The sequence below is a fragment of the Mycobacterium sp. E342 genome, assembly GCF_001667665.1.
Classification (GTDB): domain Bacteria; phylum Actinomycetota; class Actinomycetes; order Mycobacteriales; family Mycobacteriaceae; genus Mycobacterium.
In genome coordinates, this window is record NZ_LZJM01000064.1 from 1 (window position 1) to 11274 (window position 11274).

General features: G+C 66.4%; 16 protein-coding genes. 5 read left to right on the forward strand and 11 right to left on the reverse strand.

Going from position 1 to position 11274, the window contains the following annotated elements; all coding sequences use genetic code 11:
• The 6 genes from A5692_RS02870 to A5692_RS02890 form a co-directional block, all read right to left on the reverse strand.
• Nucleotides 1–410: peptidoglycan endopeptidase (locus A5692_RS02870; RefSeq protein WP_156765904.1), on the reverse strand; the 410-nt coding region annotated here is incomplete at its 3' end.
• A gap of 139 nt (nt 411–549) precedes the next feature.
• Nucleotides 550–909 carry a hypothetical protein gene (locus A5692_RS02875; protein WP_068051810.1) on the reverse strand — a complete coding sequence of 120 codons (360 nt, stop codon included), beginning with the start codon at nt 907–909 and terminating at the stop codon, nt 550–552.
• A 118-nt stretch (nt 910–1027) separates the two neighbouring features.
• On the reverse strand, nt 1028–1426 hold the full coding sequence (locus tag A5692_RS02880; RefSeq protein WP_067924590.1) for a VOC family protein: 399 nt from the start codon (nt 1424–1426) through the stop codon (nt 1028–1030).
• Nucleotides 1427–1519: 93 nt separating this feature from the next.
• Nucleotides 1520–1882, reverse strand: coding sequence for a hypothetical protein (locus A5692_RS27885; RefSeq protein ID WP_197514334.1), 363 nt, complete (start codon nt 1880–1882; stop codon nt 1520–1522).
• The gene (locus tag A5692_RS02885) at nt 1879–2445 is read right to left on the reverse strand and encodes a VOC family protein (RefSeq protein ID WP_068051813.1); all 567 of its coding nucleotides are present in this window, start codon (nt 2443–2445) and stop codon (nt 1879–1881) included. The genes A5692_RS27885 and A5692_RS02885 overlap by 4 nt, the downstream gene beginning before the upstream one ends.
• 85 nt (nt 2446–2530) lie before the next feature.
• Nucleotides 2531–3175, reverse strand: a complete 645-nt coding sequence (locus tag A5692_RS02890; protein WP_068051816.1) for a cysteine hydrolase family protein — start codon at nt 3173–3175, stop codon at nt 2531–2533.
• Nucleotides 3176–3410: 235 nt separating this feature from the next.
• On the opposite strand from A5692_RS02890, the gene A5692_RS02895 reads away from it, so the two are divergent.
• The gene (locus A5692_RS02895; RefSeq protein WP_068051819.1) at nt 3411–3917 is read left to right on the forward strand and encodes a nitroreductase/quinone reductase family protein; all 507 of its coding nucleotides are present in this window, start codon (nt 3411–3413) and stop codon (nt 3915–3917) included.
• Between the two features lie 50 nt (nt 3918–3967).
• Here the strand turns inward: A5692_RS02895 and A5692_RS27890 are convergent, their stop codons facing one another.
• Complete coding sequence (locus tag A5692_RS27890) at nt 3968–4231, reverse strand: type II toxin-antitoxin system RelE/ParE family toxin (RefSeq protein ID WP_082962333.1); 264 nt, start codon at nt 4229–4231, stop codon at nt 3968–3970.
• The gene (locus A5692_RS02900; protein ID WP_067924575.1) at nt 4228–4503 is read right to left on the reverse strand and encodes a type II toxin-antitoxin system Phd/YefM family antitoxin; all 276 of its coding nucleotides are present in this window, start codon (nt 4501–4503) and stop codon (nt 4228–4230) included. Before A5692_RS02900 ends, A5692_RS27890 begins: the two co-directional genes overlap by 4 nt.
• 533 nt (nt 4504–5036) lie before the next feature.
• Between A5692_RS02900 and A5692_RS02905 the strand changes: the two genes are divergently transcribed.
• Nucleotides 5037–5399 carry a hypothetical protein gene (locus A5692_RS02905; RefSeq protein ID WP_068051822.1) on the forward strand — a complete coding sequence of 121 codons (363 nt, stop codon included), beginning with the start codon at nt 5037–5039 and terminating at the stop codon, nt 5397–5399.
• Nucleotides 5400–5445: 46 nt separating this feature from the next.
• Here the strand turns inward: A5692_RS02905 and A5692_RS02910 are convergent, their stop codons facing one another.
• Nucleotides 5446–6024, reverse strand: coding sequence for a dihydrofolate reductase family protein (locus A5692_RS02910; RefSeq protein WP_068051825.1), 579 nt, complete (start codon nt 6022–6024; stop codon nt 5446–5448).
• 40 nt (nt 6025–6064) lie between these two features.
• Entirely contained in the window at nt 6065–7138 is a 1074-nt protein-coding gene (ychF, locus tag A5692_RS02915; protein WP_067924566.1) for a redox-regulated ATPase YchF, read from the reverse strand.
• A gap of 141 nt (nt 7139–7279) precedes the next feature.
• Here ychF and A5692_RS02920 point away from each other — a divergent pair, with 141 nt between their 5' ends.
• Complete coding sequence (locus tag A5692_RS02920) at nt 7280–8458, forward strand: DUF6542 domain-containing protein (protein WP_197514335.1); 1179 nt, start codon at nt 7280–7282, stop codon at nt 8456–8458.
• A gap of 13 nt (nt 8459–8471) precedes the next feature.
• Here the strand turns inward: A5692_RS02920 and A5692_RS02925 are convergent, their stop codons facing one another.
• Nucleotides 8472–9470: a 4-hydroxy-3-methylbut-2-enyl diphosphate reductase gene (locus A5692_RS02925; protein WP_068051830.1), complete on the reverse strand. Its 999-nt coding sequence runs from the start codon at nt 9468–9470 to the stop codon at nt 8472–8474.
• An 89-nt stretch (nt 9471–9559) separates the two neighbouring features.
• Here A5692_RS02925 and A5692_RS02930 point away from each other — a divergent pair, with 89 nt between their 5' ends.
• Both A5692_RS02930 and xseA read left to right on the forward strand, forming a co-directional pair.
• Entirely contained in the window at nt 9560–10144 is a 585-nt protein-coding gene (locus A5692_RS02930) for a lipid droplet-associated protein (RefSeq protein ID WP_068051834.1), read from the forward strand.
• Nucleotides 10141–11274, forward strand: a 1134-nt coding sequence (gene xseA, locus A5692_RS02935; protein ID WP_231984163.1) for an exodeoxyribonuclease VII large subunit, incomplete at its 3' end; no start/stop codon positions are given. The genes A5692_RS02930 and xseA, both read left to right, overlap by 4 nt.

Here is an 11274-nt window from a genome sequence, read left to right on the forward strand (position 1 = left end):
CGGCACGTCGGGGGCGGGGGCAGAGCACCCTCGCCATCCGGTGGCATCGGCAGGAACATGTGGTGGGTGAAGCCGGCCTGGTAGGCGCCCGCGCCCCCGACGTGCACGCCACCGCGCTCACCACTGGACACCGGCGTCCCGTCGGGCAGCGTCGCGGCCGTGTGGCCGCCGTTCCACCCGATCACGAGGGCATTGGGGGCGGTTCCGTATTGAAACCCGCGCGCCAACAAGGCCGCCTCTTCATTCCCGGTGTTGAACCGGTTTCCGAAGACCGGCCTGTCGGACGCCGCGTTGGCAACCCACGAAACGAGGCCCGAGCAATCCGTCCCGGCGGGAGAATCTCCACCCGGAATATAGGGCGTCCCGGAGACCTGATTGATCAATGACATCAATGTTGCAAGAACTACCATGGCCGGCGACGCTAGCAATGACAGTTATTGTTCACCAAAAATTGTGGCGCAGCTCATTCGCAAACAAGATAATGGCCTTCGCCGCACTTCAGCAAATGCGGCGCGGCGCCTTGGGCCCGCTACCAGCAAACGATTGCACTCAGTTGTAGTCGAGCCCGCGCTCGGTTTCCGCCGTCTCCCGGTCGATGCTGGCCTGGTCTCGCTTGACACGGGCTTCCCCGCGGGTCGCTCGGTCGGATTCGCGGCCCAATCGCTCACGCTCGCGCTCTGCGGCCGTGCCCTCGCGCTCATCCGCCACCCGCTCGCGCTCATCCGCCGCCCGCTCGCGGTCGTCCGCGATTCGGTCGCGCTGGTCGGCGACCCGATCTCGTCTTCCCGCCAGCCACTCGCGCCTTCTGACCTCGGCCTCGCGGTCTTCGAGCCCCTCCTCGCGCTCATCGAGCGCGGCGGCCCGGCGTTCGAGTTCTTCCGGTGTGTCCGGGCAGTCGTCGGTGACCACAGACAACCTTAACGCCGGGCGGGCCACCGCGCACCGGTGACTACTCGCCGTTTACCGCCCGGGCCGCCGTCACCTGACCGAGTGCCGTTTACCGGGGTCGAAACCCCTTGTGCCGCAGTCATACTCCGAACTTCGCACGCGCCTCGGCCGTGACGGGAGTGAACAGGTTGACGAGGTTTCCATCCGGATCGCGTAGCAGCACTGCCCGGTTGCCCCACGGCATGGTGGTCGGCGCCGTGACGACCTCCGGGACGCGCCGGTGCAGCCGGTCGTATTCCGCGTCGACGTCGTCCACCATGAACTCGACGATCACGCTGCGGTTGGCCGCGGGTTCGGCGGATCCGGCCGCGAACAGCGGCACCGTCTTGTCGCTGCCGATGGCCAGCGTGCCCGCCGACGTCGGAATCTCGGCGAAAAGCTCGTTGGCCCATACCGCGGGAACCTCGGTGACCGTCTCATAGAAATCGACGAGCCGGCTGACGTCGGCGGTGATGATGCGGGTGGAAACGAAGTTCATGGCGCCCTCCTGACTGCCGTGGCGTGCACGCTTGTGCGACGAGGGCATGCTACGGAGCACCTCCGACAAGGAGGTGGCCCTTTCGTGCTGGCTTTAGACCGGGGTCCAGATTCCGTGGTTCCAGAAGCCCCAGTTGCCGGCGCCGGTCGGGTTCCACATCAGCTGAGCCCCGGGCGCCCACGTCGGCGGGGGTGGCGGCGGCGGCGCCCATGCCGGCGGGGGGCCCCACGGCCCGGCGCCCGCCGGGAAGCTCTGCCCCGCGTGACCTTGCCAGTCGTGGCACTGGTTCCAGTCCCAGTTGTAGACGTTGCCCCAGCTCGGGTCCCAGGGATTGCCCGGGCACCAATGAGAGGCCGGCGCCGGCGCCGCGTGGCCGATTCCCCCCGTCAACCCGAAGGCGGACAACGCCAACGCGCAACCCACAATGATCTTCGTAGACCGGGGGGACCAGTTCATGGCATCCGATCATATCGGGCGGGCAGGGTCCGCCTTGCCTGCCAGGCGACGCCCGGGACCGTGTTGGCCAGGTCCGGCCGGCTCTTGGTGAGGGCGCGGATCGCGCGATAGAACGACCAGACTTGCCGCGGAGTCGGGATTTTCGGTATCCACGCCAGCTCCCAGTGAATGCCGTTGATCGGGTCGTCGAAGAACACTGCGTAGTAGCCGGGCCAGTACTGCGGATACTCTTTCGGCTCATCGGTAACGGGCACGCCTCGGTCGAGCAGGAATCCGCGATGGAAGCGGTCGACCTCGCCCCGGCTCCGCGCCCACAGCGCGATGTGGTTGATGCCGACCGCTTGGTCGTGGTGGGAAAGCTTCGCCCCGGTGCGGGCGGGCTGGATACCGATGTAGCTGTGCGGGTTCACATGCCGCGTCATGTAATACGTCGACTCGTATTCCATGTTGAGCGACGAAAAGCTGCTGTACCCGAGCCAGCCGAACAACGCGTCGTAGAAGGCGATCGAGTCGTCGTAGTCGAGCACGGCGAACTCGACGTGACACACACCCCGCCACCGCATCAGGCTTTCTCCCGTATCTGCCGACCAGCCACGTTGAAGCTGAACTTCACCGGCGAACGGAACCATCCGTGCCCATGAGGTCCTATCATCTGTTCACAGCCGAGAGTGCGGCGACTACGCGCGCCGTACTGTAGAGCCGCACCCCGATACGGGCGAGATCGGCAAGCCTCTCATCGCTGGTCTGCGACACCGCATCGGTGGCAAGTACTGTTCGAAAGTCTCGCTCGCTGGCATCGAACAATGTCGCGCGCGGGCAGTTCGGTAGGTTGCACCCGGCGACGAGCACCGTGTCGCAGCCCTCCCCGTGCAGCCACTGCTCGAGCTGAGTGCGATGAAATGCGCTCCAGCGAGGCTTGAACAGGATCACCTCTCTGCTCCCGACGTGCTGTAGGCGTCCCTCGGCGAGAAGCGCCGAGTCGAGAGAAACCGCAGGTGGCAGGACCCCATCGGCCGGCTCAGCGCCGCTCGAACCCGGCACGGCGAGCCGGGCACCTTCCTCCACGGCTCGACGTCGAGGAAGGTCCACGTCTGATCCGCCCGGCTCATAGAGACGGACAACGTGAACGATGGGCCGCCCCGCCGACCGAAAAGCTCGGGCCAGCTCTATGACATTCGGAACGACGGATGACGTGCCGGGCACGGGAGAGGCACCCTCATCGAGGAAATCCCGTTGGAGGTCAATCACCACGAGCGCCGCTGCGCCCCAATGCGGCTCGGTGTAATCATCCATGATTTGCCTCCGACGCCCTCGGGATCGGCCACCCATTCGTCAACTTCATCGTCGCAGATGCAGAACGGCCGCCCGACACCCTGTCGAACCGGAACTCCGCCGGATCCCGTCGGCGGCCGCCCCAACCAACTGGGTGGGTGCGTGGTTACATGTATCAGCCTGGCCGCCTGACCCCCAAAGTCGGCGACGCAGGTTCAGTCCAGTCACCTTCGCCTGTCGAAGTTCAGGAGAAATCATGGCCGATGCCGATGCCGCAGCGATCCGAGCGACGCGAGGCAGCTGGATCAGCGAGCACCTCGACACCTACCTGGCCTCCGGTGGCGCACGGGGCCACATCATGGATGTGAGTGCGGTCGGTGGCCGCGAGATGACGACGCATTGCCTGATCAGGTGCGTGGGCCGGAAGTCGGGGAAGGTATATGTCAGGCCATTGATCTACGGCAATTTCGGTGGCGAGGTCGTGATCGTCGCGTCAAAGGGGGGCGCCGATGCGCATCCCGGGTGGTATCTGAATCTCCTGGAGAGCGACACGATCGGCGTGCAGATCGCAACCCAAGCATTCGAGGCGACGTGGCGGGAACCCGAAGGCGAAGAGCGCCATCAAGTCTGGGCATACATGGCGCACCTGTACCCGCCGTACATCACGTATCAGCAGTCGACCAGCCGCCAAATCCCGCTGGTGATGTTGACGCTCGGACGGCCGATCGACGTCTTCACCGCGGACAGTTCCTCAACCGCCTAACGAGCTGCGGCTTCGCTCTAGACGGTGAAGCGGAACTCCACCAGATCGCGTCAGCGATAAACGTCACGCCGGTGTGCGATGTGGATGATTCTGACGACCACGTGGTCCTCGAAAACCCGATATATGACTCGGAACTCGCCGCGCCGAGCCGAATACCGACCCTCAAGCTGACCACGAAGTGGCTTACCAACGCGGTAGGGATTTTCGGCTAGCGGTCCTCGGATGAATTCCCAACACGCGACGGCGACGGATTCGGGGAGCGATTCGGTGAGCGCCCGTTTCGCAGCTGCGGTCAGTTCAATTCGGTAGCTCAACGTGGGAGCCGGCCGGTGGCGCGCATCTCCTCGGTCACTTCGTCCAGCGTGAAGATCTCGTCATCCTGCTCAGCCGCTCGAACCTCGCGCATCAAATCCGAGTCGCTGAGGATGGCCAGCGTTTCCATGATCGAGTCATAGTCTTCGGCACTCAGGATCACCGCAGCACGGCGCCCCTGTCGAGTCACTTCGATGCGTTGGTGCGTGCGCACCGCCTCATCGACGAGTTTGGAGAGGTTTGCGCGGACCTCGGCGAGCGGCAGCGTCGTCATGTACAGAATTCTAGCGTGATGAGTTACGCCCGAATAGCCGTCGCGAGGGTTCTGTGGATCCAGACGACTTCGACCTAGAGTGCATTCACTGATTCGGTGCTTCAATCATCGGCGTGGCAGGCAGAGCGCCGAACGTTTGGATAAGGCCCTACTGGGATGAGTTCTTGGAAGACGGACACTCCGCCAGGAGCGTCGACCCTGCGTCGTCACGCCGCGCATATCAGCACTGGCACTTAGCCGAGGAACTATCACAAACAGTCGCCCCAAACGACATAGTCCGAGGCACGATTGTGCAAAAGCTCTGGAATGCAGTCGATTCGAGAGTGCGCCTACTGCATGCGCTGTATCAACTCCGACAACTTGCCCGGACTCTCGGATGGGAGTCGGACAAACCAAATCTTCTCGAAATTCTTGCGCGCCTTGGACTCGTACGACCACTTGCACTCCAACAGCTGCAAGCAATTCGAAACTCGGTAGAGCACGCTGACCGCGGAGCGCCAGCCCACGACGCGTGCCTCAATTTTGTCGACATCGTGTGGTATTTCTTGCGCTCAACCGACCTCTTCGCCTCTCGCGTCATCACCAGCTTCGGTCTGGCTGGCGGACACAGCGACGGCGCTGGCGAGAATCCCTATTTCGCCTCGTTCGATTTCGAAGACCGCAACTGGCTGCCCGAGTTTCACGGGCGGTTACCTTCGACGGACGTAAGTGAGCTCATGTCAGACGAGGCACTACCTATTCGGCTGGAAAACCTACGAGAAGTCGATGCCGACACTATTTATGTCACGGGACAGGTCGTGCCGCCGACGCCCATGCTCTTCGACCTCGTCCGGCGCTATTTCTTGGTAGACCTTCCGGATCACTTCCGGCCAGTGGACGACCTCTCGCGTCGGTAATTAGCGATTTAGGTCATACGTTGAACCTGAACTCCACCGCATTAAGTCACCGAGCAACGTCTCGGCGAGACAGGTAGCGCAGGTGAACGGTGCCGTCGTCGAAAAGGCGATGCCCGGCGAGAATCAGATTCTGGCGCACACCGTCAGGTAGAGCACGTAGGCCTCCGCCCACCATCTTCGGCACCACGAAGAACTGGAACTCGTCGATCAGGCCAGCCCGGATCGCAGCGGCCGCGGTGGTGGGCCCGAAGATCTCGACGACGCCCTCGGCCTGCGCGACGATCCGCTTCAATTCGGCCAAGCGCAGATCGGGTACCAGGCGGACACGGTCCGACTCGATCCCCTCGTGCGTCAGCGTCGACGAAACCACCACTTTGTGGATGCCTCGCCAGCGCTGGGCGAACTCCCGTTCCGCCGCGGCCCACTCTTCGTCCGCTGGATCGGTCTCCCAGTACTGCATCAGCGCGTAAGTCTTCCGCCCTAACACTTCGGTCGACACCTCAGCCATGCGGTCGACATGCGCGGCGAACACCGGATCGCTCGGTGCCGACCACTGGAAGTCGCCGCTGCCGTCGGCAACGTAGCCGTCGAGAGAGACCGTCGCGGTGTAACAGAGGGTTCCCACGGTATTAAGGACCTCCGCGATCGACAGAACTCATCGAGCCTTAGACGTTGAACCGGAACTCCACCACGTCGCCGTCGGCCATGACGTAGTCCTTGCCCTCCATCCGGACCTTGCCGGCCGCCTTGGCCGCCGCCATGGAGCCGGCGGCGACCAGGTCGTCAAAGGACACGATCTCGGCCTTGATGAAGCCCTTTTCGAAATCGGTGTGGATCACCCCGGCCGCCTTCGGCGCGGTGTCGCCCTGGTGAATCACCCACGCCCGCGCCTCTTTTGGGCCGGCCGTCAGGTACGTCTGCAGCTTGAGGGTGTGAAAGCCGGCGCGGGCCAGCGCGTCGAGACCGCGTTCACTCTGCCCGATCGATTCCAGCAGTTCGGCCGCCGACTCGTCGTCGAGCTCGTTCAGCTCGGCTTCGATGGCCGCGTCCAAGAACACCGCGTCGGCCGGCGCCACCAGCTGCCGCAGCTCGGCGACCCGCGCCGCGTCGGTCAGCACCGCCTCGTCGGCGTTGAAGACGTACAGAAACGGTTTGGTGGTCAACAGGTTCAGCTCCCGCAGCAGCGACGCGTCCACACCGGCACCGAACAGCGTCTTGCCGCCGTTCAAGGTCTCCTGGGCTGCGACGGCCGCGTCGTACACCGGCCGGCGTTCCTTATTGGTGCGAGCCTCTTTTTCCAGCCGCGGCAGGGCACGCTCGAGCGTCTGCAGGTCGGCCAGGATGAGCTCGGTCTCGACGACCTCGATATCCGACCTCGGATCCACCTCACCGGCCACGTGGGTCACGTCGTCGTCGGAGAACACCCTGACCACCTGACAGATGGCGTCGCATTCGCGGATGTGGGCCAGGAACTTGTTGCCCAGGCCCGCGCCCTCGGACGCGCCCTTGACCAGGCCGGCGATGTCGACGAACGTCACCGGCGCCGGGACGGTGCGCTCGGAGCCGAACAGCTCGGCCAGCTTGTCCAGGCGCGGATCGGGCAGCGGAACGACGCCCTCGTTCGGTTCGATCGTCGCGAACGGATAGTTGGCCGCCACCACGTCGTTGTGGGTCAGCGCGTTGAACAGAGTCGACTTACCGACGTTGGGCAGACCCACGATTCCCAGGCTCAGGCTCACAGGGACCCAAGTCTAGGGGTCGGCGGCGGCGCGGGCCGCCATGGGCCTTTCGCGGGCCGCTCACGAGTAGGGCCATGGCACGCCCGGGATCGCTACGAGGTATTTACGGGGCTTTCGGCCCATTGCCGGTACGGTCTACATGTGTCAGGACAGCGGCCGAAGTCGGCGGTGGAGCCATCCCACCGTTCGATCCACCCGAATATCCCAGGTATCCCGTGGTATGCCGCCCTGCTCCTCGCCGTCACCGCCACCGCGATCGGTTACGGAATCGACGCCGGCCACAAGGAGCTGACCCATGTCTTCGCCGGCTTCTATATAGCCGGCTGCGTGGCGGCGGTGCTGGCGGTGCGCCAGGACGGGCTGTTCACCGCGATCATCCAGCCCCCGCTGATACTTTTCTGCGCGGTGCCCGGCGCCTACTGGTTGTTCCACGACGCCAAAGTCGGCCATCTCAAGGACCTGCTGATCAACTGCGGCTATCCGCTCATCGAACGCTTCCCACTGATGCTGGGAACCGCCGGCGTCGTGCTGCTGATCGGGCTGGTCAGGTGGTATTTCGGCATGTCGCAGCGGACGACCGCCGACCCGAAGACCTCCGACGACGCCGAGTCCGCCGACGTGAAGTCCGTGGTCAGCGGGATCATCGCCAAACTGCGCGACATGTGGCATCCGGGGTCCGACGCCGAGGACGCCGACGACGCGGCCCCCGCCCGGGCGCGGCGCGACCGCGGGGCCGGCAGCTCGTCCCGCGCCCGCCGCACGGCGCGCAGCGACCGGTCCGCCGCGCGTTCCGCCCGAGCCCGTTCCCGGCATTCCCGGGAACCGCTGGACGACGGGGCCGAACCCGGCGAACGGCGCTCGAGCCGGAGAAGCTCGGCGACCGCCCGGGACTACGACGCCGCGGAACCGCCCCGGCGCGCGCGGCGCCGCCCCAGGCCGGACGCGGATTCGGATCCGCGCGGCCAATCGCCCCGGGAAGGCCGACGGGAACCGCGCACCCGCCGCAGCCCCTACGAGCGGCCCGCGCCGCGGAGCAGCCGATTCGACGGCTATGAGCCGTACGACCCGCCCGGGGCCTCGGAGCACTTCGGTCGGTATGACAGCTACGACCGCTATGAACCGACGTATGAACCGAGGCGCCGCCGCCCCGCCGCGAACGGCAACAACGGGACGCATCACCCCATCTCGCAGGTCCGCTACCGGGGGGCCGGCGCGGCGGACGAGCCGGCGGCCGAGCGGCGCCCGGAGCGCCGCAACCGCTCACGGACGTATGGGCGGCCCCAGCGGCCCCCGACGGAATCCTGGGAATACGACGCCTGAGCGCCCAGCGCGGCTACAGCAGTGACCGGATCTCGCGCGGCAGCGCGAACACCAGGGTTTCCTGGGCCGTGGTGACCGGCTGCACCACGTCGAAGCCGTAGTCGGCGAGCCGCTCGAGGACACCACGCACCAAGACCTCGGGGACGGAGGCGCCGGAGGTCACGCCCACGGTGGTCACCCCGTCCAACCAGGCGGGCTCGATGTCGTCGGCCCAGTCCACCAGGTGGGCGGCCCCTGCGCCGCCGCCCAGGGCCACCTCGACCAGCCGCACCGAGTTCGACGAATTCTGCGAGCCGACGACGATCACCAGCTGGCACTCCGGGGCCATCGCCTTGACGGCGACCTGCCGGTTCTGGGTGGCATAGCAAATGTCGTCGCTGGGCGGGTCCTGCAACTTCGGGAACCGTTGCCGCAGCCGGTCGACGATCTCCATGGTCTCGTCGACCGACAGCGTGGTCTGCGACAGCCAGACCACCTTGTTCTCGTCACGGACCGTCACGTTGTCGACCGCGGCGACCCCGTCCACCAGCTGCACGTGGTCGGGCGCTTCCCCGGAGGTCCCGATGACCTCTTCGTGGCCCTCGTGCCCGATCAGCAGGATGTCGTAGTCGTTGCGGGCGAACCGGCGGGCCTCGTTGTGCACCTTGGTCACCAGCGGGCAGGTGGCGTCGATGGTCTTCAGGTTGCGTGCGGCGGCCGCGGCGTACACCGTCGGCGCGACCCCGTGCGCGGAGAACACCACGATGGACCCCTCGGGCACCTCGTCGGTCTCCTCGACGAACACGGCGCCGGCCTTTTCCAGCGTGCTCACCACGTGCCGGTTGTGCACGATCTCGTGGCGCACATACACCGGTGCGCCGTGCTTCTCCAGCGCGCGTTCGACCGTCTCGACGGCCCTGTCCACCCCCGCGCAATAGCCACGCGGCTCGGCCAGAAGCACTCGCTTGCGGGCTGGATCGGTGGCTACCGAGCTGGACGCACCGGGAATTCCCATGTCGACAGTCGGCGGCATGACACCCAGGGTACGTTCCGCGGACACGGGGTCGCCAGCTCGCGCCGGCGCGCTTGGAGTTAGCCGCCGCTTGAGGCAGTCTTGGTCCCATGGCTCACGCACCGTATGGAGTTCGGCTGCTGGTCGGCGCGGCAACAGTCGCCGTCGAGGAGACGCTGAAGCTGCCGAAGACCATCCTCATGTACCCGATGACGTTGGCCAGTCAGGCGGCGCACCTGGTGATGGTTTTTCAGCAGAACCTGGCCGAGCTGGTGATCAAGGGCGACAGCACCCTGGAGAGCATCTTCCCGCCGAAGGACGAGCAGCCGGAATGGGCGACCTTCGACGAGGACCTGCCCGATGCGGTAGAAGCGCCCGGCACCGAGCCCGGTGCCGGCGAAGGCGATCGCCGAACCGAGGGCCGGTTCGCGTTGTACTCGCTCGCCGACGCCGCGTCCGATGCGGCCCCGTTGAAGCAGGGCAGGAAATCCGAGGACGCGCCGGCGGCTCCGCAACCGTCGGTGGTGACCGAGCTGGATTACGCCACGCTGACGCTGGCGCAGCTGCGGGCGCGCCTGCAGTCGCTGAGCGTCGACGAACTCGAAGCCCTGCTGGCCTACGAGCAGGCCACCAAAGCCCGCGCTCCGTTCCAGACCCTGCTGGCCAACAGGATCACCCGCGCGAACGCGAAGTGACCCCGGCCGCACATTCCGAACCCAACTCCGCCGAGAACCCGTTTCCGGTGCGCGCGGTGGCCATTCGCGTCGCCGGCTGGATCGACAAGCTCGGCACCGTGTGGGTCGAGGGGCAGCTGGCCCAGATCAGCACGCGGCCCGATTCCAAGACGGTGTTCATGGTGTTGCGCGACCCGGCCGCCGACATGTCGCTGAGCGTGACCTGTTCGCGCGACCTGGTGGCCAACGCGCCGGTGAAGCTGACCGAGGGCACGCAGGTGGTGGTCTGCGGCAAGCCGTCGTTCTACACCGGCCGGGGCACCTTCTCGTTGCGGCTGTCCGAGATTCGTGCCGTCGGCGTGGGCGAGCTGCTGGCCCGCATCGATCGGCTGCGCCGGCTGCTGGACGCCGAAGGGCTCTTCGACCCCCGGCTCAAGCGACCAATCCCCTTCCTGCCCAACATGATCGGGCTGATCACGGGGCGGGCCAGCGCCGCCGAACGCGATGTGACAACCGTGGCAACCGGACGCTGGCCCGGGGTGCGCTTCGCCGTGCGTAACACCGCGGTCCAGGGCCCCAACGCGGTGGCGCAGATCGTCGAGGCGCTCTACGAACTCGACCGCCACGTCGAGGTCGACGTCATCGTGGTGGCCCGGGGCGGCGGCAGCGTCGAGGACCTGCTGCCGTTCTCCGACGAGACGCTGTGCCGCGCCATCGCCGCCTGCCGCACCCCGGTGATCAGCGCGGTCGGTCACGAACCCGACAACCCGCTGTGTGACCTGGTGGCCGATGTGCGCGCCGCCACCCCCACCGACGCGGCGAAGAAGGTGGTGCCCGACACCGCCGCCGAGCAGCGCCTGATCGACGACCTGCGCCGGCGAAGCGCGCAGGCCCTGCGCAACTGGGTGTCTCGCGAACAACGCGCCCTGGCCCAGGTCCGCAGCCGGCCGGTGCTCGCCGAACCGTTGAGCGCACTGACGGCGCGCGCTGAGGTGACCGACGCGCTCCGTCTCGGCGGCGGCCAGGCGGGTGATGTCGCGGCGGATCGCCGAGCGGGCGCGGTGGATCTCGTCGGCGCGCGCCGTCAGTGCGCTCAACGGTTCGGCGAGCACCGGCCGGCTGCGGACCTGGGCCAGGGCGCGTTGTTCGCG

Excerpts from the sequence above, each read along its gene's own strand:
- A5692_RS02880 (WP_067924590.1), bottom strand. The coding sequence starts at position 1,426 with ATGAACTTCGTTTCCACCCGCATCATCACCGCCGACGTCAGCCGGCTC.
- A5692_RS02900 (WP_067924575.1), bottom strand. The coding sequence starts at position 4,503 with ATGACGACGCTGCCGCTCGCCGAGGTCCGCGCAAACCTCTCCAAACTC.
- A5692_RS02930 (WP_068051834.1), top strand. The coding sequence starts at position 9,560 with ATGGCTCACGCACCGTATGGAGTTCGGCTGCTGGTCGGCGCGGCAACA.
- A5692_RS27885 (WP_197514334.1), bottom strand. The coding sequence starts at position 1,882 with ATGAACTGGTCCCCCCGGTCTACGAAGATCATTGTGGGTTGCGCGTTG.
- A5692_RS02895 (WP_068051819.1), top strand. The coding sequence starts at position 3,411 with ATGGCCGATGCCGATGCCGCAGCGATCCGAGCGACGCGAGGCAGCTGG.
- A5692_RS02885 (WP_068051813.1), bottom strand. The coding sequence starts at position 2,445 with ATGCGGTGGCGGGGTGTGTGTCACGTCGAGTTCGCCGTGCTCGACTAC.
- A5692_RS02890 (WP_068051816.1), bottom strand. The coding sequence starts at position 3,175 with ATGGATGATTACACCGAGCCGCATTGGGGCGCAGCGGCGCTCGTGGTG.
- A5692_RS02925 (WP_068051830.1), bottom strand. The coding sequence starts at position 9,470 with ATGCCGCCGACTGTCGACATGGGAATTCCCGGTGCGTCCAGCTCGGTA.